The sequence below is a fragment of the Pseudomonas sp. 39004 genome (genome assembly GCF_028682155.1).
Classification (GTDB): Bacteria; Pseudomonadota; Gammaproteobacteria; order Pseudomonadales; family Pseudomonadaceae; genus Aquipseudomonas; species Aquipseudomonas capeferrum.
The window spans coordinates 1-24,460 of record NZ_JANIAG010000033.1 but is presented as its reverse complement, the minus strand read 5'-3'; the positions used below and the strand labels follow the sequence as shown (position 1 = coordinate 24,460).

General features: G+C 64.1%; 24 protein-coding genes. 7 read left to right on the top strand and 17 right to left on the bottom strand.

The annotated features are described in order from the left end of the window. Positions 1–4 precede the first annotated feature (4 nt). From NP534_RS08480 to NP534_RS08470, 3 genes are all read right to left on the bottom strand, one after another. Complete coding sequence (locus tag NP534_RS08480) at positions 5–229, bottom strand: hypothetical protein (protein ID WP_274098461.1); 225 nt, start codon at positions 227–229, stop codon at positions 5–7. Between the two features lie 14 nt (positions 230–243). Beyond that, positions 244–987 carry a carbon-nitrogen hydrolase family protein gene (locus NP534_RS08475; RefSeq protein ID WP_274098445.1) on the bottom strand — a complete coding sequence of 248 codons (744 nt, stop codon included), beginning with the start codon at positions 985–987 and terminating at the stop codon, positions 244–246. A gap of 77 nt (positions 988–1,064) precedes the next feature. Further along, the gene (locus NP534_RS08470; protein ID WP_274098444.1) at positions 1,065–1,580 is read right to left on the bottom strand and encodes a DUF3016 domain-containing protein; all 516 of its coding nucleotides are present in this window, start codon (positions 1,578–1,580) and stop codon (positions 1,065–1,067) included. A 75-nt stretch (positions 1,581–1,655) separates the two neighbouring features. Here NP534_RS08470 and NP534_RS08465 point away from each other — a divergent pair, with 75 nt between their 5' ends. Continuing rightward, positions 1,656–2,381, top strand: coding sequence for a metallophosphoesterase (locus NP534_RS08465; RefSeq protein WP_274098443.1), 726 nt, complete (start codon positions 1,656–1,658; stop codon positions 2,379–2,381). On the opposite strand, the gene NP534_RS08460 is transcribed toward NP534_RS08465, so the two are convergent. Both NP534_RS08460 and NP534_RS08455 read right to left on the bottom strand, forming a co-directional pair. After that, positions 2,329–2,943 (bottom strand): LysE family translocator, encoded by a 615-nt coding sequence (locus tag NP534_RS08460; protein ID WP_274098442.1) that lies wholly within the window; start codon positions 2,941–2,943, stop codon positions 2,329–2,331. The two genes, NP534_RS08465 and NP534_RS08460, sit on opposite strands and share 53 nt — an antisense overlap. 65 nt (positions 2,944–3,008) lie before the next feature. Further along, positions 3,009–3,821 carry a helix-turn-helix transcriptional regulator gene (locus tag NP534_RS08455; RefSeq protein WP_274098441.1) on the bottom strand — a complete coding sequence of 271 codons (813 nt, stop codon included), beginning with the start codon at positions 3,819–3,821 and terminating at the stop codon, positions 3,009–3,011. 130 nt (positions 3,822–3,951) lie between these two features. Here NP534_RS08455 and NP534_RS08450 point away from each other — a divergent pair, with 130 nt between their 5' ends. Next, positions 3,952–4,575, top strand: a complete 624-nt coding sequence (locus NP534_RS08450) for a LysE family translocator (RefSeq protein ID WP_274098440.1) — start codon at positions 3,952–3,954, stop codon at positions 4,573–4,575. Here the strand turns inward: NP534_RS08450 and NP534_RS08445 are convergent. The 12 genes from NP534_RS08445 to NP534_RS08390 form a co-directional block, all read right to left on the bottom strand. After that, positions 4,572–6,905 (bottom strand): autotransporter family protein, encoded by a 2,334-nt coding sequence (locus tag NP534_RS08445; RefSeq protein ID WP_274098439.1) that lies wholly within the window; start codon positions 6,903–6,905, stop codon positions 4,572–4,574. The genes NP534_RS08450 and NP534_RS08445 overlap by 4 nt on opposite strands. Before the next feature lie 147 nt (positions 6,906–7,052). Continuing rightward, positions 7,053–7,328: a peptidylprolyl isomerase gene (locus NP534_RS08440; RefSeq protein ID WP_016499499.1), complete on the bottom strand. Its 276-nt coding sequence runs from the start codon at positions 7,326–7,328 to the stop codon at positions 7,053–7,055. Positions 7,329–7,387: 59 nt separating this feature from the next. Beyond that, positions 7,388–7,867, bottom strand: a complete 480-nt coding sequence (gene eco, locus NP534_RS08435) for a serine protease inhibitor ecotin (RefSeq protein ID WP_274098438.1) — start codon at positions 7,865–7,867, stop codon at positions 7,388–7,390. A 55-nt stretch (positions 7,868–7,922) separates the two neighbouring features. Then, positions 7,923–8,693, bottom strand: coding sequence for a 3-hydroxybutyrate dehydrogenase (hbdH, locus tag NP534_RS08430; protein WP_274098437.1), 771 nt, complete (start codon positions 8,691–8,693; stop codon positions 7,923–7,925). Between the two features lie 44 nt (positions 8,694–8,737). Further along, the gene (locus tag NP534_RS08425; RefSeq protein WP_186661385.1) at positions 8,738–9,754 is read right to left on the bottom strand and encodes an ABC transporter permease; all 1,017 of its coding nucleotides are present in this window, start codon (positions 9,752–9,754) and stop codon (positions 8,738–8,740) included. Next, complete coding sequence (locus NP534_RS08420; RefSeq protein ID WP_274098436.1) at positions 9,754–10,812, bottom strand: microcin C ABC transporter permease YejB; 1,059 nt, start codon at positions 10,810–10,812, stop codon at positions 9,754–9,756. The genes NP534_RS08425 and NP534_RS08420 overlap by 1 nt, the downstream gene beginning before the upstream one ends. Then, positions 10,809–12,644: an extracellular solute-binding protein gene (locus NP534_RS08415; protein WP_337994314.1), complete on the bottom strand. Its 1,836-nt coding sequence runs from the start codon at positions 12,642–12,644 to the stop codon at positions 10,809–10,811. The genes NP534_RS08420 and NP534_RS08415 overlap by 4 nt, the downstream gene beginning before the upstream one ends. Before the next feature lie 64 nt (positions 12,645–12,708). Further along, positions 12,709–12,990 carry a peptidylprolyl isomerase gene (locus NP534_RS08410; RefSeq protein ID WP_186661390.1) on the bottom strand — a complete coding sequence of 94 codons (282 nt, stop codon included), beginning with the start codon at positions 12,988–12,990 and terminating at the stop codon, positions 12,709–12,711. Between the two features lie 79 nt (positions 12,991–13,069). Further along, positions 13,070–14,131: a 3-deoxy-7-phosphoheptulonate synthase gene (locus NP534_RS08405; protein WP_274098435.1), complete on the bottom strand. Its 1,062-nt coding sequence runs from the start codon at positions 14,129–14,131 to the stop codon at positions 13,070–13,072. Positions 14,132–14,679: 548 nt separating this feature from the next. Further along, positions 14,680–15,231 carry a YbhB/YbcL family Raf kinase inhibitor-like protein gene (locus NP534_RS08400; protein ID WP_274098434.1) on the bottom strand — a complete coding sequence of 184 codons (552 nt, stop codon included), beginning with the start codon at positions 15,229–15,231 and terminating at the stop codon, positions 14,680–14,682. 48 nt (positions 15,232–15,279) lie between these two features. Then, complete coding sequence (locus tag NP534_RS08395; protein WP_033698082.1) at positions 15,280–15,591, bottom strand: hypothetical protein; 312 nt, start codon at positions 15,589–15,591, stop codon at positions 15,280–15,282. Between the two features lie 229 nt (positions 15,592–15,820). Beyond that, positions 15,821–17,110: an MFS transporter gene (locus NP534_RS08390; RefSeq protein WP_033698075.1), complete on the bottom strand. Its 1,290-nt coding sequence runs from the start codon at positions 17,108–17,110 to the stop codon at positions 15,821–15,823. Positions 17,111–17,865: 755 nt separating this feature from the next. On the opposite strand from NP534_RS08390, the gene fdnG reads away from it, so the two are divergent. The 5 genes from fdnG to NP534_RS08365 are packed head-to-tail and all read left to right on the top strand — an operon-like array spanning position 17,866 to position 24,286. Beyond that, a complete protein-coding gene (fdnG, locus tag NP534_RS08385) occupies positions 17,866–20,916 on the top strand; it encodes a formate dehydrogenase-N subunit alpha (RefSeq protein ID WP_274098433.1) in 3,051 nt (1,016 codons plus the stop codon). Between the two features lie 13 nt (positions 20,917–20,929). Next, entirely contained in the window at positions 20,930–21,814 is an 885-nt protein-coding gene (fdxH, locus tag NP534_RS08380; RefSeq protein WP_274098432.1) for a formate dehydrogenase subunit beta, read from the top strand. Next, a complete protein-coding gene (locus tag NP534_RS08375) occupies positions 21,811–22,446 on the top strand; it encodes a formate dehydrogenase subunit gamma (RefSeq protein WP_274098431.1) in 636 nt (211 codons plus the stop codon). Before fdxH ends, NP534_RS08375 begins: the two co-directional genes overlap by 4 nt. Next, on the top strand, positions 22,443–23,354 hold the full coding sequence (fdhE, locus tag NP534_RS08370; RefSeq protein ID WP_274098430.1) for a formate dehydrogenase accessory protein FdhE: 912 nt from the start codon (positions 22,443–22,445) through the stop codon (positions 23,352–23,354). Before NP534_RS08375 ends, fdhE begins: the two co-directional genes overlap by 4 nt. Positions 23,355–23,410: 56 nt before the next feature. Next, on the top strand, positions 23,411–24,286 hold the full coding sequence (locus NP534_RS08365; protein ID WP_274098429.1) for an AEC family transporter: 876 nt from the start codon (positions 23,411–23,413) through the stop codon (positions 24,284–24,286). Positions 24,287–24,460: the final 174 nt, after the last annotated feature.

Sequence of the window (24,460 nt, the reverse complement as noted above, 5' to 3'; positions counted from 1 at the left end):
TCGATCAGCCAAACCAACTCGCGATCAGGCAAGCCACCAGCGCAAGCGCTGAGCCCGCCATTAAGGTGTACTGCCTGTGGGCCCGTCGTGCCTGCGGCCTGACCTCGCGCAGGTACTCGCCAGGTGTCGGGGCATCGGGCCGGTGACGCAGGCCTTCAGCGATATTGGCCAGTTGGCCCTGGATCAACAACCCGACCAGGTAATGAGTCGACACGTAGCTCGCCAGCATCACTAACAGATACTTCACGCAGGGAGTGCCCTCAAAGGTACGGCAGTCGCGCTGGCGTTGGCGGTATCCAGCACGATCAGCCCTTCGCAGCGGTCATCCAGGCTGGCCAGCAGCCGGCCTTGGCTGTCCCAGGCCGCCGACCCGCCTGCGCCAATGAAGGTATCGGCCGGCCCCACGCAGTTGGCCATCAATACGCCAAGGCCCAGCTGGCGCGCGACCTCGGGGTAATGCTCATGACCTTCGCGAATACCCTTGGCCGTTTTTGCCACACTCACGAGGTACACTTGCGCACCCTGTGCGTGAGCCTCTGCCGCATGTTCGATGAACATCGACTCGTAACAAATGGCGGGCGCCACCCGATGCCCAGCCACGTCCAGGAGCAAGGGCTGATCACCTGTGGTGAAGTAGGGCAGCTCGTCGCTGTGCAGGCGTTGTTTGGCATAGGCCTGGCGAGGCGCACCCGGGCTGAAGATCGGCATGCCGATCTGGACGCCGTCAGGTGTCGGCAAGGGCAGCCCTACGGCGACCGTGATGCCATGTCGATCGCACAGCGCCTGCAGCGGGTCGAGCCGCGACGAAGACAGCGGCAAGGCGACCTGGCGGGCCAAGGTCGGCTCGTAGCCGGTCAGCGACAGTTCAGGAAACACCACCAGCTCGGCACCCAGCGCCACCGCCTGCTCGATGCAGACAAGGTGGCGTTCGAGGTTGCCCTGTAGGTCGCCCTTGAGCGATGCCAATTGCACGGCGCAGAGTTTCATCTACAGCTCCTTCCCTGGTACAGACAGAAAGGCCGAGCATACTATCGGTGGCAACACCTGTACCAGTGAAGGGTTTCTCAGGAAGCCGGATGCGGCGCGAAGCGCTGGCGGAACCAGTCGTTCAGCATCGCCTTTTCGGCATACAGGCGGTCGCTGCTGCTGGTTACGCGCCCGGGGCGGCTGAGGTACATCTTGTCGCTGACCCGCTCCTGGGCTTGCTGGGCAGGTTTGCCGGGCTGGCTGAGGGTGTAGCTGAGGTCGATGGTCGGCCAGGTGATTTCGCGCATGAAGCGCACATCGTAGGCACGGCTGTGCCAAGGCTCGTAGCGGCCAGCCAGGTCGATGTCACGGATGTCGATGACCAGTTGCTGGTCCGCCTGCAAGTAGCGCTGGCCAAGCTTCTGCAGGTACTCGGTCAGGGACTTCATGACATAGGCATCGGCCCCGCGCTCGTATCCGGGGCTGTCGAGGCTGGCATCGCGAAATTTTTCGGGGTGGTCGAAACGCACCTCGACCTGCGCGGCCGGGGCGCCTTGTGCCATGCTGTTCAGTGAAAGCGCCATGAGCACGGCACACACAAGGGCGGTACGCATGATGCACCTCCGGGACGGTTTGCGTGTAGCTCCATTCTACGCCTGGCAGGGCAGTGCCAGCAGAGGAAGATTGTAATGAGTCGGTTTCTACGGCTAGCCGCGAATACCCAGGGGCGCGACCTGGCGGTAGGCGACATCCACGGGCACTTCGGGCGCCTTGTGATGTGCCTGGAGCAGGCTGGGTTCGACCCAGCGGTAGACCGCTTGTTCAGCGTCGGCGACCTGGTCGACCGTGGCCCTCACAGTGAAGCAGCGCTGCAATGGTTGGACCGGCCTTGGTTCCACGCGGTGCAAGGTAACCATGAGGCGCTGGCGATTACCTACCTGCGCGGTGGCCGGCTCGACCTGCAGATGTATCGCGCCGCCGGTGGTGGCTGGTTTCTCGACCTGCCCAGAAGCGAGCAGGTGCGTTTCGTCGAACGCTTCGAGCAATTGCCGATCGCCATGGAGGTCGAAAACGAGCGGGGGTTGATCGGCCTGTTGCATGCCGACAGCCCGTTCGCCGACTGGGCCGTTCTGCGCACCTGGCTGGAGCTGGATGACGACCCCGAAGTGCGTGAAGTTTGCCAATGGTCGCGGCGCCGGCTCAAGGAGGGCGACACCCAACCCGTGCACGGTGTCCGCGCCTTGCTGGTCGGGCACACGCCCGTGCTGCAAGCCAAGCTGCTGGGCAATGTCTGGCACCTGGATACCGGCGGTTGGGCCAATGGCCATTTCAGCCTGATCGACCTGGCAACCCTTGAACTGGTCAGCCCCGGGCAAGGTGCAGGGCCAGCCCCACTGCCAACACGATCAGCATGACCCCTGAGGCCCGTTCCAGCCATGGCAAGGTGCGCGCGAATCGCTGCAACACGCGTTGATTGCCGATGGCCACGGCTACCAGCAGGTCCCAGAGCAGTACCATGCTGAACATCCAGCTCGCATAGACCACTTTCCAGCCGACGCTGCTGCTGGCCACCATGCTGGCGAGGCTGGCATAGAACAGGGCATTCTTGGGGTTGAGAATGCCCGACAGAAACCCCAGCACCACGCTGCGCCACCAGCCTGGCACCGCCCCATTGCCGGCTACGGCGGCCAAGCTGGAGCGTCCCGCATGGCGCAAGAACTGGGTGCCGATGTACAGCAGGTAGGCCGCGCCGGCCAGCTGCAAGCCGATGAACAGCGGGCTGCCTTCACGCAGTATCGACAGGCCGGTGAACGCCATGGCGATGAAGGCGCCATTGGCCAGTGCGATGCCCAGGCAGGCGCCGCTGGCGATTCGCCAACCGCCGCTGATCGAAGTGCGGGCGACCAGGAAAAAGTCCGGGCCGGGTGAAAGCAGGGCAAGGAAGTGGGCGAGGGCGATGATCAGCAACTGCTCCATGGACGGTACGACTCCGGCTGGGGAAAGCCGCAGTCTGGCGTCGCGCCGGGTGAGCGTATTGAAGATTATTGCGTGCCCCGGTATTGCCCCGGCGTCACCCCCACATGCGCCTTGAACACCCGCTGAAAATGGCTTTGGTCGGCAAACCCGAGCAGGTAGGCGACCTCCGCCAACGCTTGGCCCTGGTTCAGCAGCTGCCGCCCGCGGTTGACCCTGGCATTGAGCAGGTAGGCATGCGGGGTCAGCCCAGTGGCGCCGCGGAACACACGGATCAACTGATAGCGCCCCAGCCCCGACTCCCGGGCCAGTAGCTCGAGGCTCAAGCGTGCAGGGTCGGCTGCCTCTATACGCTCGACCAGCCCACTGAGCATGGACGCCCCCAGCGCGGGTTCCGCCTCCAGTGTGGGGTGTACGCAGAAGTCCTGATCGCCCATGAAGGCAATCAGCGCCGCCTCTTTCTCGCCATGGCTGGCCGTGGAGAACAGCAGTGCATTCAGTGCGCAGAATTGACGGTACAGGGCGGGCGCGCGGCTGATGCGGGCCGGCTCGCCAGGTTGTGCACCGCGCAGTCCAGACTCCTGGCGCAGGTGCGTCAACCAGCCGGCATCCACATGCAGCATCTGGTAGCTCCAGGCCTGCCCCGGCTCAGGGTTGCAGGCGTGCACACGCCTTGCCGGCACCATCACCAAGGTGCCGGGTGTCAGGCGCTGCGTAGCACGGCCCGCGCCGGTGAAAAGGCTGAAGCCGGCATCCACTGCGCCCATGGAGAAGGTCGGATGGCTATGCGCCTTGTAGCAGGCCCGGCTGTGGCAGGCGCGGCGGCTTTCGACGAAGGGCAGGGCAGCATCGCGCCAGACAGAGGCTTGTGAGCGGGGCATGAAGGGGTCCTCGGCAAGGGCGAAAGCTTAACAGTTGCAGGTGACCCATACAGTTTTTTCGCCTGGCTGTAGCTTGACCCCGCGCGCGTCAGCCGTCGAAATAAGCGCTTGATGTCATAGGAAAACAAAAATGGACCTTTCCAGCCTGCTGCTGTTCATCCCTGCCTGCTTCGCCCTGAACATGGCGCCCGGGCCCAACAACCTGCTGTCTTTGCACAATGCCAGCCGCTATGGCCTGCGTACGGCCTGCGTGGCCGGCGGTGGCCGCATTGTCGCCTTCAGCGGCATGATCGCGCTGGCCGCCATGGGCTTGGCGGTGGTGCTGCATACCAGCGAATACCTGTTTCTCGCCATCAAGGTGATCGGCGCTGCCTACCTGTTCTACATCGCCTGGCAGCTGTGGCGGGCACCGGTGGCTGAGGCCGTGGTCGCGGCTGACCATCCACGCGGCACCTGGCGCCTGGCGCGGCAGGAGTTCTGGGTGGCAGCGGGCAACCCCAAGGCCATTCTGATCTTCACGGCCTTCCTGCCCCAGTTCGTATCGGTCGGCAGCGCCACGCCGGTCAGTGAGCAATTCTTGTGGCTCGGTGTGATGTTCCTGCTGCTGGAGTGGGCGGCCATCGCCATTTATGCAGGCCTTGGCACCTATATGCAGCGTTGGTTCAGCCAGCCAGGGCCGCGCCGGCTGTTCAACCGGGTCAGCGCCGCCTTGCTGGGCTGCGCTGGCCTTGGTCTGCTGGCGGCGCGCCGCTAGAACTGCCAGCGCACCCCCAGGTTGACGCCGCTGGCTTCCTGCTGGCGGCTGTCCAGGTTGGCGCTGTAGTGCACCCCGCCATGCAGGCTCAGGGCTTCGCTGACCTGCGCCACCACACCGCTTTCCAGTTGCACCGAGGTATAGCGGTAGTCGGTCTTGATCGTATCGACATCATCGAAGGTCAAAGTGTCGCGGCCACCGTCGCCGTGCCACAGGTTGACCTGCGCATAGGGCTGTAGCAAGCGCCCGCTGGTACCCGTGAAGGTGCCTTCAAGGCGCACGCCCAGGCGCGCGGTCAGTTCTACCTGCGCGTCATGGCTGATGCGCGAGACGCTGTCGCTGGCGGTGTCGAGCGAGACCTTCTGGGCGATCAGCTGGGCTTGTGGCTCCAAGGACCAGCGTGGCGACATGGCGATCGGGTAGCCGGCCTCCAGCGAAGCGGCCCAGGCATGGCCGTCGAGGTCCAGTTTGTCGCCACGGTGCGAGCGCGCCCGGCCATCCAGGGCGGTGTATTGCAGCACGGCATCCAGATACCCGCGCTGTGGCCCGACCAGCGTCCAGTAAGCACCAACGCTATCGCCATCGAGCTTCAGGTCACCGACGCTGCGGTCTTGCACCGCCAGGGCGAAACCTTTGACGTCGGCGTCAAGGCGACTGTGGCTGACGTAAAGGCCGACCTGCTGGCGATAGCCGCTGTCACTGACCTTGGCATACAGGTCCTGGCCTACCTTGAAGCCATACAGATCGCCGTCCAGGCCAGGGCTGACCGTGCCGCTCCATTGCTGGCGCAGGGTACCGCCGTAGGCTTGGCCCCAGCTGGCTGCGAGGCCCCCTTGGCCGGCCAGCAACTGTTGATCGCCCTGGCGCTGGTGGAAGGTGCCCAAGGCTTGCCGGGCAATGATCGCGGCGCCTCTGGGGGCGGCGGCGTATACAGGCACTTCGGGCCGGTACAGTGCCAAGGGTTTACCCTGCACCGGCAGCGGCAAATCAGCTTGACCGGGCGCCGCCGCGGCGACGGGCGGGGTAGCAGCAGGTGCGATCACGGGCGGCTCCCCGGGTTGCGGCGCCGGTGCTGGAGCGGGTGGGGCGACCAAGGTCGAGCGCAGGTACCAGCTGTTTTCGCTGCCCGCCGTGACGCCGCCCTTGAACAGGCGATAGTCGTAGGCACCCACCGAAAGGGTCTGGGTCTGGACGAAGGCGCTGGCGCTGCTGGTGGCACCGTCGCGGGCTTCGACCACTTCAATACCATTGTGCGCGGTGGACGCGCCTGCGCCCCCCAGGTTGTTGATCTGCAAGCCGGTCGTGCCGGTGATTTCGCCTTGGCTGACCACCAGGCGGTCGGAGGCTGCCCCGTCCGCCGCCAATACGCTGTTCAGGCGCAGGGTGCCGTTGTTGCCTGCGTAATCGCCCTGAACGGTCAGTCGCCCTTGGGCGTCGTTGCCACGTGTGAGGTCGATCAGGCCAGCGTTTGTGACGGCTACCTTGTTTGCGCTCTGGATGCTTGTGATGCTGCCCTGGCGGGCGATCAGCGCGCTGCTTGCATCGATTTTCAAGGCGCCAGTGCCCGTTGCAGGCAGGGTGTCGGTGCCCAGGTCGCCCAGGGTCAAGGTGTCGTCCAGGGTGAACTGGCTACCGTTGGCCAGCGCGACAGACTCCCAGTTGGCATACAACGCCCCGCGCGTCATCTGGCTGCTGTTGAACACAAGCGTGTCATTGCCGGCGCCACCGTCGACGCTGATATTCAAGGTGTTGGCGTTGAGGCTGTCGAGGCGTGCGCTGTCATCGCCGATACCCATGTCGACACGGCCACCGATGCTGCCGCCGGACCAGGTGAAGCTGTCGTCGCCCGCGCTGGCCAGCACATTGCCCTTCAGCGCGCCGCCACTGATGGTGATGTTGTCCTGCCCGCCGCTGGTGCTGATGTTGCCGCCGATCGAGCCCCCGCGCAGCAGGACGGTGTCGTTGCCAAAACCGCTCACCAGGTTGCCGTCGATCTGCGTCACCACGGGCGTGTCCTGGGACATCTCGAAGTAGTTGTCAGCCAGCTTCAAGTCAACCCGGCCTATTTGGCCGCCAGAGAACACGGCATGATCGCCATCCTCGAAGGCGCCGACGATGCGCCCGCCAGACATCGTGAAGTCATCGAACCCTTGCCCCTGGTTCAATGACTGCACTGTGCCCCCGGTCATGGTGAAGGTGTCGATCTGCTGGGTTTGCACGAGGGCACCGAGGGTGTCGCCGGGCGAGACCGTCAGTGATGCTGGATGGCCAAGCGAGGGCAGTACCAGCAGAGGCAATGCAGCAGGTGCGAGCAGGCGGTAGTAACGCATAGGCAGGTCTCCGGGCCCTTGGGAAAGGGACCACTACCTGAAGCGGCACATGAACGTGCCGCCTCGGTCCTGCCTGAGTTGTAGGGAAATGCCCGGCGTTGAACAACTGGCAAAAATACTAGGTGGCGTGTTGCCACCCTGTGGTTGTCAATCGCGATAGAAGGTTTGCACCAGGTGGTAGCCGAACTTGCTCTTGATTGGCCCGTGCACCACGCGCAGCGGCTTTTTGAAGATCACCTGGTCGATCGCCCCGACCATCTGGCCGGGGCGCACCTCACCCAGGTCACCGCCGCGCTTGCCTGACGGGCAAATGGAAAACTTCTTCGCCAGCACGTCGAAAGCCTCGCCATTGGCGATGCGCTGCTTGAGCTTTTCGGCTTCGTCAGCGGTCTTGACCAGGATGTGGCGGGCTTGAGCTTTCATGGGGCACCTGTGCTTCGGGGTAAAAAAAGGGCGCCATTATGCCTGATCGTGCAGCGCGCTTACTCCACTTTTGCCTTTTGCACGTCTTGCGAAGCCGACCATACGCGGTAGCGCACCTCGACCCCTTTGGGCACATACACCACTACCGGCAACTTGCTGTTGTAGCGCAGCATGAAGCCTTCACCGACCACGGGCACAAACGCGTCGGTCTTCTTGCCATCCGGGCAGGCCATCAGCGTACTGGCTGGGCCGCTGACCTTGTCCAGACGGTAGTAGTTGTAGCCCCAGCCTTCAAGGGTACGTTCTTCGAGATTGCCACCCAGGTGCTGGCGGTTGCAGTCGACCTTGAGCGTCTTGCCCGCGAGGATCTCCAGTTTGTGGGCCGATTCATCAGCCTGGGCGGGCAGGTGGATGACCTGCCGGGTGTAGCCTTTTTCCGCCTCGGGATAGGGCGCGACGTCCTTCAAGCTGGCAGCCATCGCCGGAGCGGCAGCAGCCAGGGTCAAGGTCAAGATCGCGGAAAGTGTGATTGGGCGCATTAAGGCCTCCTTGCAGTTGAAAGGTGCGAGACCCTTGCCAGATCAGGGCCAGCCCTCACTGGGCCAACCAGCCGCCATCGACATTCCAGGCGGCTCCGCGGACCTGGCTTGCGGCCTCGCTGCACAGAAATAGTACCAGCTCGCCCAACTGCTCGGGCGTGACGAAGGCCAATGAAGGTTGCTTCTCGGCCAGCAGGTCCTGTTGTGCCTGCAGTGCGTCGACACCGTTGGCGGCGCGATCGTCGATCTGCTTTTGCACCAGCGGGGTCAGCACCCAGCCCGGGCAGATGGCATTGCAGGTGACATTGCTGGTGGCGGTTTCCAGCCCCACGACCTTGGTCAGGCCGACCACGCCATGCTTGGCGGCCACGTAGGCGGCCTTGCCGGTGGAGCCGACCAGGCCATGTACCGAGGCGATATTGACGATGCGCCCCCAGTTGCGCGCGCGCATGCCGGGCAGGGCCAGGCGGGTGCCGTGAAATACCGCCGACAGGTTCAGGGCGATGATCTTGTCCCAGCTTTCGACCGGAAACTGCTCCACCGGGGCCACGTGCTGGATACCGGCGTTGTTGACGAGGATGTCCACGCCACCGAATTGCCGTTCGGCGAGGGCGAACAGGGCTTCGATCTGCGCCACGTCCGACAGGTCGGCGGGGTGGTGGGCGACCTTCACGCCGTGGCGGGCAATTTCGGCCAGTGCCGGCGCCGGGTCGCCAAAACCATTGAGCAGAATGTCGGCCCCGGCGCGGGCCAGCACCTGGGCGATACCCAGGCCGATGCCGCTGGTGGAGCCGGTGACGAGTGCAGTCTTGCCTTTGAGGGTCATGCGGATGCTCCCTGTCTACGTGATCAAACTGTCTGAGGCGGCTGTTACCCGCGTGGGTCGAACGCCTCACGCAGTGCATCGCCGATGAATACCAGCAACGACAGCACCAGTGCCAGCGCGAAAAACGCGGTAAACCCAAGCCAAGGGGCCTCCAGGTGCTGCTTGCCCTGGGTCACCAACTCGCCCAGCGAAGCACTCCCGGCCGGCATGCCGAAGCCCAGAAAGTCCAGCGCGGTCAAGGTGGTGATCGCCCCGGTCAACATGAACGGTACATACGTCAGCGTGGCATTCATGGCATTGGGCAGGATGTGCCGCAGCATCACCTGGCTGTCGGGCAGCCCCAACGCGCGCGCGGCTTTGACGTACTCAAGGTTGCGCCCCCGAAGAAACTCGGCACGCACCACGTCGACCAGGGCCAGCCAGGAGAACAGCGCCATGATCCCCAGCAACCACCAGAAGTCCGGTTCGACGAAGCCGCTGAGAATGATCAGCAGGTACAGCACCGGCAAGCCCGACCAGACCTCCAGCAGGCGCTGCCCGAGCAGGTCGACCCAACCACCGTGATAGCCCTGCAAGGCCCCTGCGGTCACACCAATCAGCACGCTGACCACGGTCAAGGCAAAGGCGAACAGCAGCGATACCCGGGTGCCGTACAGCACCCGCGCCAGCACGTCACGCCCCTGGTCGTCGGTACCCAGCCAGTTGGCTGCGCTGGGCGGGCTGGGGGTCGGCACTTGCAAATCGTAGTTCGGCGTGTCGGCACTGAACGGGATCGGTGCGAACAGCATCCAGCCACCCTGGCTGTCGATCAGCTGGCGGACGTAGGCACTGCGGTAGTCCGGCTGAAACGGCAACTGGCCGCCGAATTGCTGCTCGGTGTAACGCTTGAGCGCCGGGGTGTACAGCTCGCCTTTGTAGCCAAGCAGCAAGGGTTTGTCATTGGCCACCAGCTCCGCGCCCAGGCTCAGCAGCAAAAGGCCGGCGAACAGCCACAGCGACACCCAGCCAAGGCGGTTGCGGCGAAAGCGTTGCAGGCGGCGGCGCGAGACGGGCGAGAGCATCAGTTGGCCCTCGTGTCGAAGTCGATGCGCGGGTCGAGCAAGGTGTAGCACAAGTCGCCGATCAGGCGGATCAACAAACCTGCCAAGGTAAAGATGAACAGCGTGCCGAACACCACCGGGTAGTCGCGCGACACGGCCGCTTCATAGCTCATCCGCCCAAGCCCATCGAGGGAAAAGATCACTTCGATCAACAGCGACCCTGCGAAAAACACCGTGATCAACGCCTGCGGCAGCCCAGCCACCACCAGTAGCATGGCATTGCGCAACACATGGCCGTAGAGCACGCGGCGTTCGCTCAGGCCCTTGGCCCGGGCGGTGACCACGTACTGGCGGGAAATCTCGTCGAGAAAGGCATTTTTGGTCAGCAGCGTCAGGGTGGCGAAACCGCCGATCACCAGTGCGCCGACCGGCAGCACCAGGTGCCAGAAATAGTCGGCGACCTTGCCCAGCAGGCTCAACTGGTCGAAGTTCTCCGATACCAGGCCGCGCACCGGGAACCAGTTCAGCGACGTGCCACCGGCAAACAGCACGATCAGCAACAAGGCGAACAGAAACGAGGGCAGGGCATAGCCGATCACGATCAGCGCGCTGCTCCAGGCATCGAACCGGCTGCCGTGGCGCACGGCCTTGCGGATGCCCAACGGGATAGACACCAGGTAGGTGATGAGCGTGGCCCAGAAGCCCAGTGACAAGGTGACCGGCAGCTTGTCGAGGATCAGGTCGGTGACCTTGGCCCCGCGAAAGAAGCTCTGGCCGAAGTCGAGCCGGGCGTACTGGCCGAGCATCAGCCACAGGCGCTCGGGGGCTGACTTGTCGAAGCCGTACTGGCGCTTGATCTCTTCGATCAGCTTCGGGTCCAGGCCACGGGTGGCCCGCGATTCGCTGTGCACCCCTTCGGCGCGCGCGCCTGGCGCGCCGCCGCCGATGCCCTGCAGCCGCGCCACCGCCTGCTCTACCGGGCCGCCCGGCGCAGCCTGGACAATGGCGAAGTTGACCAACAGAATCGCCAGCAGGGTCGGGATGATCAGCAACAGGCGACGCAGCACATAGGCGGTCATGGGGTGGCCTGCCTGCGTTCGGCCATCTGCGCGTTGGTCAGCGCGGTAGGGCTGACTTCCCACCAAGTGTCCAGGCCTTCGTCATAGGTGGCCTGCACCTTGGGCAGGCCGAAGCGGTTCCACCAGAGGGTGGAACTGCCGGGTGGGTAGTAGTTGGGGATCCAGTAGTAGTTCCACTGCAGCACGCGGTCCAAGGCATGGGCATGGCGTAGCATGTCGGCTTGCGTACTGGCGCGCACCAGGCCATCGACCAGGCTGTCGACGGCCGGGTCCTGGAGCACCATCAGGTTGTTCGAGCCGGGGTCGTGGGCCGCTGCCGAGCCAAAGTAGTTGTACAGCTCGGCGCCGGGCGACAGCGTCACCGGGTAGCCGGTGACGATCATGTCGTAGTCACGGGCCATCAGGCGGTTGACGTACTGGGCCGAGTCGACATTGCGGATGTTGAGGGTCACACCGATCTGCGCCAGGTTACGTTTCCAGGGCAGCAGCAGGCGCTCCAGGCCAGCCTGGCCATTGAGGAAGGTGAATTCCAGCGGCTCGCCGTGGGCGTTCACCAGGCGATCGCCCTCGGGGCGCCAGCCGGCTTGCTCAAGCAAGGCCAGCGCTTGCAACTGCTGAGTGCGGACAATGCCAGAGCCATCGGTAACCGGGGCCGTGAAAACGCGAGTGAAGACCTCATCAGGTACCTTGCCGCGCAGCGGTTCCAGCAGTTCCAGCTCGCTGGCGTCCGGCAGTTTGCGGGCTGCCAGCGGGGTGTTGGAAAACACGCTCTGCTGGCGGATGTAGAGGTTGCGCATCATCTGCCGGTTGCTCCACTCGTAGTCCCAGAGCATGCCCAGCGCCTGGCGCACGCGGCGGTCGTGGAACTGCGGCTTGTCCAGGTTGAACACGTAACCTTGGGCGACTTGTGGCTTGGCCGGCCCCAGGTGAGCCCGCTGCAGGCGGCCGTCGTCCAGCTGTGCGCCGTTGTAGCCTAGGGTGTAGCCGGTGGCGGAGAATTCGCGGTTGTAGTCGTAGCCGCCGCCTTTGAGCACCTGGCGCGCCACTTCGGTGTCGCCGAAGTACTCGATGCGCAGCCTGTCGAAGTTGAAGCGGCCACGGCTGACAGGCAGGGCTTTGGCCCACCAGTTGGGGTCCCGTTCAAACGTGATGCTGCGGCCATTGTCGATAGCCCCGATGCGGTACGGGCCGCTGCCCACCGGCCGCTCGAAGCCGCCGCCATTGGCGAAGTCGCGCTGCTGCCAGTCATGCTCGGGCAGCACCGGCAGGCTCGCCAAGTCCAGCGGCAGGGTGCGGCCGTGGCCTTGCCTGAAGTCGAAGCGCACGCGATGGGGGCCTTCGACCGTCACCCCGACGACATCGGCGAACTGCGTGCGGTACTTGAGGCTGCCCTTGCGCATCAGCAGCTCGAAGGTAAAGCGCACGTCTTCGGCGCGCACCGGCTTGCCGTCGGCGAAGGTGGCGCGCGGGTCGATCTCGAAGCGCAGCCAGGCATCTTCGGGGCCGCGTTCCATGCGCCGGGCGATCAGGCCATAAACGGTGTAGGGTTCATCGAACGCGCGCACGGCCAGCGGCGCGTACAGCCAGCCATCGACTTCGCTGACGCCGGTGCCCTTGTCGATGTAGGGCAGAATGTGGTCGAACTGGCCAATCTCGAGGGCCGAGCGGCGTAGCATGCCGCCCTTGGGGGCGTCGGGGTTGGTGTAGTCGAAATGGCGGAAGGTGTCGCTGTAGCGGGGGGCTTCGCCATAGACGGTCAAGGCGTGGCTGGGGCCGGCGTGGGCGGGCTGGGCCAGGCACAGTGCCAATGCCAGCCAGCCCAGGCGATACAAGCCCCGGTAGCAGCACGTGGGTGCTGCTACAGGTGATACGTCGTTCCAGAGGAACAACGTGGTATCAGTCCTGACGGCTGGTCACTTCCAGCAGGTGATAACCGAACTGGGTCTTCACCGGGCCCTGGACAACGTTCAGCGGCGCGCTGAAGACCACGGTGTCGAACTCCTTCACCATCTGGCCTGGGCCGAACGAGCCCAGGTCGCCGCCCTGACGGCTGGAAGGGCAGGTGGAGTTGGTTTTGGCGACTTCAGCGAAGTCGGCACCCGCTTCGATCTGGGCCTTGAGTTCGTTGCACTTGTCTTCGCTGCTGACCAGGATGTGGCGGGCGGTGGCACGGGCCATGGGTACTGCTCCTTAGGGTAAAAATGCAAGCCTAGCGCACTTGTTCGGGAAATGTCTCGCAAGGCTTGCTGGTGGCTTCCTACAGTTTTTGTGCAGCCTCGCGCAGCAGCGTTTCGGTGGCGGCCCAGCCCAGGCAACCGTCGGTGATCGACACGCCGTACTTCAAAGCGCCTTTGCCCAAGGCTTGGCAGCCATCGAACAGATGCCCTTCGATCATCACACCGACAATCGAGCGGTCACCGGCCAGGCGCTGCGCCAGCACGTCCTCGAACACCGCTGGCTGACGCGCCGGGTCCTTGCCGCTGTTGGCATGGCTGCAATCGACCATGATCCGCGCCTGCAAACCGACCTTGGCCAACCCCTGGCGGGCCTGGGCGATGCTTGCCGCATCGTAGTTCGGGCCCTTGTGGCCGCCACGCAGCACCAGGTGGGTGTCGGGGTTGCCGAGGGTCTCGATGATCGCCGGGTAGCCCTGCGCATCCATGCCGAAGTGGCGATGCGGGTGGGCGGCGCTGCGCATGGCGTCGCTGGCAACGCCGATGCCACCGTCAGTGCCGTTCTTGAAACCCACGGGCAAATCCAGGCCGCTGACCATTTCGCGGTGGATCTGCGACTCGGTGGTACGCGCGCCGATGGCGGCCCAGCCCAGCAGGTCGTCGAAGTAGCCCGCGGCCATCGGTTGCAGCAGTTCGGTGGCAATCGGCAGGCCGCGCTCGATCATGTTCAACATCAGGCCGCGCGACAGGGCGATACCCGCATGCATGTCATCGCTGCCATCAAGGTGCGGGTCGTAAGCCAGGCCTTTCCAGCCCACCGTGGTGCGGGGTTTTTCGACGTAGGCGCGCATCACCAGCAGCAGCTTGTCATCCACCTCGCGGCTCAGCGCGGCCAGGCGGTCGGCGTATTCCAGGGCCGAGCGTGGGTCATGGATCGAGCACGGGCCGACTACCACCAGCAGGCGCTCGTCGCGGCCTTCGAGAATGGCGCGGATGGCCTGGCGATGGGCATGAACTTGTTGGGTGAGATCAGCGGTCAGCGGCATTTGCTGCTTGAGCAGGTGCGGGCTGGGCAGGCGCTGGCTGACGGTGGTGTTGGCAGCTTGCGGTTGGGTCAGGGGCAGGGCGAGGTTCGAGGCTTGCATGGCGTTTTTCCCTGGGCGGACGGCGGGTTGTGGCCCGCGCGATCGGCCCTATCGAGGTGTTCGACAGATCGTTGAGTGTGTGTTGTCTGCAGCGTTGCCACCCTTGAGGGACCGAACGGAGGCGGCAGGCTGGCCCGAACGGGATTGGCTAAATCGCCAGGCATAGGTGCTTGCGGAGTAATAAGTGGCGTAGTTCATGGATCTGTCCTCAATATGAATCGGTGTTGTTCAAAGGCCTGAAAAGCAAAACCCCCGGTCGGGGAGCCGACCGGGGGTTTGAGTATTCTCATGTTCGGCGGCCCCTCGAAAGTGGGCGCCGTGTAGGTATCAGCGGCGCCTAGTGGCTAAACCAATACCCAAAATAAAAGCTGGCAGGGGCCATGCTACCGGCAACGGCCAGCACAGGGCGCAGGTTGCGACCGGTGTGGTTGGCGTGATTGCAGGTGTGTTTCGGCATGTTGCTCTCCAGTGAATGAGCCCGAGCTTACTGCAGATCGGGCGCGCCGTTCAATGGGTAAATGCTATGGCGCTGATCATTTACTGCAATATCAGTGGCCGTAACGTCCTACCAAGGTTTGCGCACCTAGTGCATGGCCTTGCAGCAATTCAAGCAGCCCATTGCGGTCCAGTTCAGCTGGCAGGATGCCGGGTGCCAGGTCGGTGGCGATCAAGGTCAGAGCGTAGTGGTGCGGGTTGTCCCCGGCGGGCGGGCAGGGGCCACGGTAGCTGGCGGTGCCGCGGGAATTGCGCCCCACCGTCACGGCATGGGTGGTTTGCCCGGCCACACCTTCTTTCAAACCATCCAGGGCCGGGTCGATGTTGTAGGCGAGCCAGTGCACCACCCCGAGGCCCTTGCCGCCATCGGGGTCGAACATCACCAACGCCAGCGAGCGGGTGCCTGCGGGCAGGTTGTCCCAGCTCAACTGCGGCGTGCGTTCCTCACCGGCACCACAGGCCGGGTCTGGCCCGACCTGTTGCAAGGCGATCACCCCGCCGTCAGTGAACGACGATGAGCTGATCGACAGCGCACCAGAACCCGGCCCTGCGGCCAGTGCGCTGCACGGCAGCAGGGCTACGAGCAGCCACGGTTTGATGTTCATGGCAATTCCTTGGCAGGGCAATGGGGCGCAGTGTAGTCCAGGCTGGCCTTAACGGCTGTCCTGGTCCTCGGCGGTGCCGCCGCTGCTGCCAGCCCCCGAGCCTGTGGCCTCGCCCGTGCTGTTGGAACCGCCACTGGCGCCGTCTGCGGCATCGGTGCTGGTGCCGGTGTTGCTGCTGTCGTTGTCCTGGCCGCTGCCGGGGCTGTTGACGCTGCTGTCATCACCGGCGGTCTTGCCGCCGGATTGATCGGTCTGCGGGTGGCTGTCGGTATTGGTGGGCTCGGTGGCGGCAAAGCTGGTGCCGCTGATGACGCCCAAGGCCAGGGCCAGGCACAGCGAGAGGGGACGAATGCGGATCATGGTGTATCTCCCTTGCGGATGATCTGTCATTCCTTTGGCCGGGCAGCGCCGGCGCGGTGCCCTTCGGGCGACGGGTGGTCATGCACAGCCCGGATCCCGCCTTGTGTAGGAGCGGCCATGCGTCGCGAACGGGTTGCGCAGCAGCCCCGGGATTTCAGCTTGGCCGCAGAGATTGCCGGGGCTGCTGCGCAGCCCGTTCGCGACGCAAGGCCGCGCCTACAAAAAGCGATTAGCGGATGGGGTCGGGGCGGGTGCTTTCCACGGGTTCCAGCGGCGGATGCTCCTGCGCCGCATGCATCAGGTCTTCGGTCACCCGCAGCTCCGCGCCGGTGGGCGAGAAGGTAGTCGAGGCGGTGAACGGTGCCGGGTGCTCCGCCGCCGGGCGCTTGCCACGGCGCCACAGGAAGAAGCTCACCATCCCCAAGTTGACCACCGCAAAGGCCCAGAACAGCCCCGCTTCGCCGAACGACGTCATCATCGGCGAAATCGCCAATGGCGCCAGCGCCGAGCCCAGCGAGTTGATCAGCAGCAAGCCCTGGATCATCGGCACCAGGGCGTCGGACGGTGCACGGTCGGCCGCGTGGCTTACCGCCACCGGGTACAGGGCGAACACGCCGCCACCCAGCAGGAACAGCATCGCCGGCAGCAATGACGATTCAGACGGCAGGAACACCGTGATCAACGACAGCACCACGCACAGCCCGGCCAGGGCAATCAGCACGTCCTGGCGGTCTTTGCGGTCAGACCAGCGGCCAACCGGGTATTGCAGCAGCATGGCACCGAGGATGACCCAGGCCATCATGTTGCCGACTTCCCCCACGTCCAGGCCGATGCGCTGCAGGTACAGCGGCAGCAGGGCATAGATGCCGGCAATCGCCACGCCCGAACCGAAGCAGCCGACCAGGCCCGACGGTGCGACCCCCAGCAGTTGCCGCGGTTTCAGTGGTTCGACCTGGTCCAGCAGCGGCGACACCCGCGGCAGGATCACGATCGGCAGCACCGACAGCGCCGCAAGCATGCCGGCGAGCATGAACGGTGCGGTATCGCCCAGGCGAGTGATCTCGCCAAGGCCTGCCTGGGCAATCACGCCAGCGCCATAGAAGGCAATCATGTACAGCGCCAGCAGACGACCACGGATCTTCGCGTCGCCGGCCAGCAGCAGCCAGCTCTCGATCACCAGGAATACGCCCACCGCGGCCCAGCCGTTGATCAAACGCAGGATCGACCACCAAGTCGTGTCGTAGAACATCCCTTGCAGCAGGATGGTTGCAGCGATCAGCGAGGCGAAGCTGGTGTAGGCGCGGATATGGCCGATGCGCAGGATCAGCCGGTCATTGAAGATCGCGCCAAGGGTCAGGCCAATGAAGTAACTCGACGACACGATACCGATGGTGGTTGCCGATTCACCGGCAGCGCCCAGGCGCAGGGTGGTCAGGGAAGACATGAAGCCGTTGCCCAGGGCAATGATAAACAGCCCGAGCAGGGGCGCCAGCGCCATGGCCAGCAAACGCGGAGACATATGTACCTCAAGGTGGATGAGCGGAATGAGCGCCTCTTCGGACGCGCACGCCGACATGGCCCGACAAGGGGCCAAGAGGCTGCACGGATGTGCCTGGGAGGGATGCGACCTGGGCAAGACTCAACCGCTGGGCCTTGGAAGAACTGGGCCGGGCGGGGTGGGTTGAGCCTATTTCACATGTGCGTTCATGTGTTCAGGCACGGACTCTGTCGTTGCTGCCGGTTGCCACCGTTCAAGGCGACGGGCGAAAAGGAAGCGCGATTCTACGTGCTTGCATCGATTTGCCCAAGGGGCATTGGCCTGCGACGAGACGCCGCAGGGGGAGTGCAGCTGCACCCAGAATACGGCCTGCTAATAATAATTTGTAAGGGAAAATAACTTTAGTCGTATTGATTCATGGGGTTGTCGAGTTGCCGAGTCCGTTTATTGATCTGGATCAATACAGTTATGCAGATATTTGCCATCGCAGTGTATTGATCGATAAAACTTATCAAGCGATCAAGCCGGTCAATTGGTCCCTGCGGCATCCTGCCACTACAATGGCGGCCGCGGCCTGCAAGGGGCGCCTTGATAAACGAGTGATGCCACGGCCCATTTAGTGTTTGCCAACAAGTTGCGTTTATATCAACGCACTGCAAATACCTATTGCCGCCGATTAGTGCCCGTCACCCAACTAGAACTACTTGCCATAACACCCGTTGATAAGTAACGCCTGTTCGCCCGGTACCGAGCCGGGCTTAGATGAGGAGATGCCCATGGCACTTGGCAGACGACAATTTTTCAAACTTTGCACGGCCGGGGCGGCGGCAGCGACCAGCGTGTCGCTGGGCTTTGCACCGGCGGTGGCCAATGCCAGCCAGTCACGCCAATACAAGCTGTTGCGCGCCAAAGAGACACGCAACAACTGCACCTACTGCTCGGTAGGCTGCGGCATCCTCATGTACAGCCTGGGCGACGGCGCGAAGAACGCCAAGGCGCGCATCTTCCATATCGAAGGCGACCCGGACCACCCGGTCAGCCGGGGCTCGCTGTGCCCGAAAGGGGCGGGGCTGGTGGACTATATACACAGCGAACAGCGCCTGCTGTACCCGGAGTACCGCGCGCCAGGCTCGGACACGTGGCAGCGCATCAGCTGGGACCATGCCATCGAGCGCATCGCCCGGTTGATGAAGGACGACCGCGATGCCAACTTCATCGAAAAGAACGCCAAGGGCGTAACCGTCAACCGTTGGCTGTCCACCGGCATGCTCTGTTCCTCGGCGGCCAGCAGCGAAACCGGCTCGCTCGATCAGCGCTTTACCCGGGCCCTGGGCATCCTCGGCACCGACAGCCAGGCCCGGGTGTGTCACGCCCCGACCGTATCGGCGCTGGCACCGACCTTTGGCCGTGGGGCCATGACCAACAACTGGGTGGACATCAAGAACGCCAACGTGGTGCTGATCATGGGCGGCAACCCCGCCGAAGCGCACCCGGTGGGCTTCAAGTGGGTGATCGAGGCGAAGATCCGCAACGGCGCCAAGGTGATCGTGGTCGACCCGCGCTTCAACCGCAGCGCCTCGGTGGCCGACCTGTACTCGCCGATTCGCGCCGGCTCCGACATCACCTTCCTCATGGGGGTGGTGAATTACCTGATCAGCCACGACCGTATCCAGCATGAGTACGTGCGTGCCTACACCAATGCCAGCCTGATCGTGCGCAGCGACTACAGTTTCGACGACGGCCTGTTCAGCGGTTATGACGCTGGCACCCGGCGCTACGATCGCAGCTCCTGGGCCTACGAGCTCGACGAGCAGGGCTTTGCCAAGCGCGACATGACGCTCAGCCACCCGCGGTGCGTGTACAACCTGCTCAAGCAGCATGTCAGCCGCTACACGCCGGAGCGGGTCAACGAGTTGTGCGGTACGCCCAAGGACGATTTCTTGCAGATTTGCGAGATTCTTGCCAGCACCAGCGCACCGGACAAGACTGCGACCTTCCTCTATGCCCTGGGCTGGACCCACCACACCACGGGCGCCCAGATGATCCGCGGCTCGGGCATGATCCAGCTGCTGCTGGGCAATATCGGCATGGCCGGTGGCGGCGTCAACGCCCTGCGCGGGCACTCCAACATCCAGGGCTATACCGACCTGGGGCTGTTGTCGCAACGCCTGCCGGGTTACATGAACCTGCCGTCCGACAACCAGACCAGCGTTGAAACCTACCTCAAGGAAACCACCCCCAGCGCCCAGCTGCCGGGGCAGGTCAACTACTACCAGCACACACCCAAGTTCTTCATCAGCCTGATGAAGAGCCTGTGGGGCGACCAGGCCACCCACGAGAACAACTGGGGCTTCGACTGGTTGCCCAAGTGGGACGACAGCTACGATGTGCTCAACTATTCCAACCGCATGTACGAAGGCAAGGTCAACGGCTACATTGCCCAGGGCTTCAACCCGATCGCGGCCTTCCCGGACAAGAACAAGGCTGCCGAGGCCTTGGCCAAGCTCAAGTTCCTGGTGATCATCGACCCGCTGGCGACCGAGACATCGAGCTTCTGGCAGAACCATGGCGAGTCCAACGACGTCGACCCGGCAGCCATCCAGACCGAGGTCTTCCGCCTGCCCTCCAGCTGCTTCGCCGAAGAGAACGGCTCGATCGTCAACTCCAGCCGTTGGCTGCAATGGCACTGGGCCGGCGCGGCACCGCCGGGTGAAGCCTGGCACGATGGCAAGATCCTCGGCCACCTGTTCATGAAGCTGCGCGAGCTGTATCGCCGCGAGGGCGGTGTGTGCCCGGAGCCCGTGTTGAATATGGCCTGGGACTACAAGAACCCCTACGACCCAGAACCCGAGGAAGTCGCCAAGGAGTCCAACGGCTACGCCCTGGCCGACCTGCATGACGACAAGGGCAACCTGGTGCTGCGCAAGGGCCAGTTGCTGGACAACTTCGCCCAATTGCGTGACGACGGCAGTACCGCCTGCTTCAACTGGGTGTTCGCCGGTTCCTGGACCGAAGCCGGCAACCAGATGGCCCGCCGCGACAACGCCGACAGCGGCCTGGGCTGCACGCCGGGCTGGGCGTGGGCCTGGCCGCAGAATCGCCGCATCCTCTACAACCGTGCCTCGGCCGACCCTCAGGGCAAGGCCTGGGACCCGAAGCGCCAGATCATTGCCTGGGATGGCAGCCGCTGGGCTGGCAGCGATGTGCCGGACTATCCGGTTACCGCCGCGCCCGGCAGCGACGTCAACCCGTTCATCATGCTGCCCGAAGGGGTAGGGCGTCTGTTCTCGGTCGGCGCCATGAACGATGGGCCGTTCCCTGAGCATTACGAACCGATCGAAAGCCCGCTGGTGTCCAACCCGCTGCACCCCAATGTCAGCAAGAGCCCGACCGCACGGCTGTACGAAAGCGACCGGGCGCGCATGGGTAGCCGTGAGGAGTTCCCTTACGTGGCCACCACCTATTCGATCACCGAGCTGTTCCGACACTGGACCAAACACTCGCGGCTCAACGCGATCATCCAGCCCGAGCAGTTCATCGAGATTGGCGAAGTGCTGGCCAAGGAGAAGGGCATCGTCCAGGGCGACCTGGTGCGGGTGACCACCAAGCGCGGCTACATCAAGGCCAAGGCGGTGGTCACCAAGCGGGTCCAGCGCCTGGAGGTTGCCGGACAGATGGTCGACACCATCGGCATCCCGTGCCACTGGGGCTTCGAAGGCGCTACCCGCAAGGGTTTCCTGGCCAATACGCTGACCCCAGGCGTGGGTGATTCCAACACCAACACCCCGGAATACAAAGCGTTCCTGGTGAACGTGGAAAAGGCCTGACGGAGCGACGCACATGTCCCTGCAATCCCAAGACATCATTCGCCGTTCGGCGACCAACGCCTTCACCCCCGCGCCCCGTGCCCGCGACCACCAGGCAGAGGTGGCCAAGCTGATCGACGTCAGCATCTGCATCGGCTGCAAGGCCTGCCAGGTAGCGTGCAACGAGTGGAACGACCTGCGTGATGAGGTCGGGCACAACGTCGGCGTGTACGACAACCCGGCCGATCTCACGCCAGACACCTGGACGCTGATGCGTTTCGACGAGCACCAGGACGAAAACGGCAAGCTGGAGTGGCTGATCCGCAAGGATGGCTGCATGCATTGCGCCGACCCTGGCTGCCTGAAGGCTTGCCCGCAACCGGGTGCGATCATTCAGTACGCCAACGGTATCGTCGACTTCCAGTCCGAGCACTGCATCGGCTGCGGCTACTGCGTGGCCGGCTGCCCGTTCGATGTGCCGCGCATCAGCAAGAAGGACAACAAGGCCTACAAGTGCACGCTGTGCGTCGACCGGGTCACGGTCGGCCAGGAACCGGCCTGCGTGAAAACCTGCCCGACCGGCGCGATCAACTTCGGCAGCAAGGCCGACATGCTGGTGCAGGCCGAAGAGCGCGTGAGCGAACTGCAAGGCCGCGGCTTCGCCGGTGCCGGCATCTACGACCCGCAGGCCGTGGGTGGCACCCATGTGTTCTACGTGCTGCAACACGCCGACAAGCCGCAGCTGTACCACAAGCTCAACCCGGACCCGCGCATCAGCGGCGCCATCGAGGGCTGGAAAGGCTGGTTGAAGCCGGTGGCCGCCGCAGCGTTCTTCGCCACCCTGGCGGGCACGGTGTTCCACTACATCGGTGTTGGCCCCAACGAAGTCGAGGAAGACGAAAAGGAGACCCAGGTATGAACAAGGACCGACTGATTCTGCGCACGCGCTTCATCGACCGGGCCAGCCACTGGTTCATGGTCATCTGTTTCTTCCTGGTGGCGATGTCGGGGCTGTCGTGGTTCTTCCCGTCGCTGAACTGGCTCAACGGGGTGTTCGGCACGCCACAGATGGCGCGTATCCTTCACCCGTTTTTCGGGGTGGTGGTGTTTGTGGTGCTGATGTTCCTGTTCGTGCGCTTCGTCAGGTACAACCTGCCCGAGCGTGAAGACGCCATCTGGTTTCGCAACGTCAACAAGGTGCTGGCGGGCGATCACAGCCAGCCGCTGCGCATTGGCAAGTACAACGCCGGCCAGAAGATCCTGTTCTGGGGGATCATGGGCCTGATCACCTTGCTGATGGGCAGTGGCGTGATCATCTGGCGGCCATGGTTTGCCGACTACTTCAGCATCCCGCTGATCCGCATTGCCCTGTTTACCCACGCCCTGGCGGGTATCTCGCTGATCTTGCTGATCATCGGCCACGCTTACCTGGCGTTCTGGGTCAAGGGCTCGATTCGCGGCATGATCACAGGCTACGTCTCGCGTACCTGGGCCAAGTCGCACCATGATCGCTGGTACCAGCAGATCAGCAACAAGAGTGAGAAGAAATGAGCAGCAGCATCAAACTGACGGCGGTCGAGCAGCCCAGCGGTGGCGTGGGCGCTATCAGCGCCTTGTTGCTGCCGCAACTGGGTCAGCACTTCGCCAAGCGCGCAGCGCGTTTGCGCCAGCTGGCCGAGGGGCATGAGCAGGCTGATTACCTGGGCTTCGCCGCCACCGTTGCACAGGCCCAGCAGCGGCTGCTGGAGCGTTTTCCGGTGCCTGCGCCCGAGCTTGAGGCCCTTGCCCAGCGGGTGGGCGACGCTGCGCCGTTAGCGGTGCAGCAGTTGCCGCGTTCGCGTTACTGGCAGCAAGCGCTCGAAGCGTTGATCGAGGACCTGCGCGCTGAGGCCAGCGGCCCGGTACGCGCCGCGCTGGATGCGCTTGCAGCATTGAGCCACGAACAGCGCGAAGCCTGCGCCGAGCACCTGCTGCAGGGCCGCTATGGCGAAGTGGACAGCGGCCAGGCGCTGTTCCTGTGGGCCGCCCTGGGGCTGTACTTCGTGCAACTGGCGGCGGCACTGCCTGCCCATGCCCACGCGGCAGTGGGGGAGCACCGCCAGTTCTGCCCGGTATGCGCCAGCGCGCCGGTGGCCAGCGTCATCCTCACGGGCAAGCGTGCCGGGCTGCGCTATTTGCATTGCGGGCTGTGCGAGAGCCGCTGGCACATGGTGCGGGTCAAGTGCAGCAATTGCGAACACACCGGCAAGCTGGACTATTGGTCGCTGGAACGTCAGGACAGTGCGGTCAAGGCAGAAAGCTGCGGCGACTGCGAAAGCTACCTCAAGGCGTTCTATTACGAGCACGACCCGGCGCTGGAACCTGTCGCCGATGACCTGGCCACGCTGCGGCTGGATGCCGAGCTTGAAGGGCAAGGCTTTGCCCGTAGCAGCATCAACCCATTTCTGTTTCCGGGTTGATGCGGCGTAACACTGCGGCATACTGACGCCTTCCCCAACCCAGGAAGGTAAGGCTCATGCTGGCATCGTTGTTCGCCGTTCTGGCACCCGTGTTCATCGTTGCCGGCATTGGTTTCGCCTGGGCTCGCAAAGGCTTGGACTACCCCACCGAGTTCATCGCCAGGATCGTGATGACGGTCGGCACCCCCTCGCTGGTGCTGTCGACCTTGAGCCGCACCGAACTGGACCCGACGGCGTTCACCAGCATGGCAGTGGCCTGCCTGTTGTGCACGTTGGGCATGGCCTTGGCAGGGTTGCTGGTGTGCCGCGTCTCGGGCCAACACTGGCGTGTGCTGTTGCCAGCGTTCATGTTCCCCAATACCGGCAACATGGGCCTGCCGATCAGCCTGTACGCCTTCGGCGAGCATGGGCTGGCCCTGGCGGTGGCGTTTTTCCTGACCCTGTCGATCGTGCAGTTCACCATCGGCATGGCCATCTCGGGCACGGCGGCGTCGCTCAAGGCGTTGCTGCGCAACCCCATCGTGATCAGCCTGGCCGGGGCGATGCCGATCATCTTTCTCGATTTCGAATTGCCGCGTTGGTTGGCCAACACGGCAGACCTGCTTGGCGGCATGACCATACCGCTGATGCTGCTGACCCTGGGGGTATCGTTGGCCAGCATCCGCTTGCAGCATGTCGGCAGCGGCATCCTGTTGGGTGGGCTGCGCATCGTGCTGGGCGCGGCGGTGGGTTGGGCCGTGGGCGCGGGGCTGGGCATGGAGCCGCTGGAGCGGGCGGTGCTGATGCTGCAGTCCGCGATGCCGGTGGCAGTGTTCAACTACCTGATGGCGGTGCGGGCCAATCGCTCGCCCGAGCAGGTGGCGAACCTGGTGATGTGTTCGACTGTGCTGTCGTTTGCCTGGTTGCCGGTTGTGCTGGCTGCATGGATGTAGCGCGCAGGTTTACGTTGTGGGGGGCAGTTGTATTGCTCGCGTTTTTGGGGGGGCTGGAGATTGTAGGGAGGGGCATCAGGTGCCTGGCTTGGTTGCTTCAGGGGGGCGGAAATCGAGCGCCGCCCGCGCGGCGCATCGCGACGCAAGGCCGCTCCTACATTTGTTTCGGGCCAG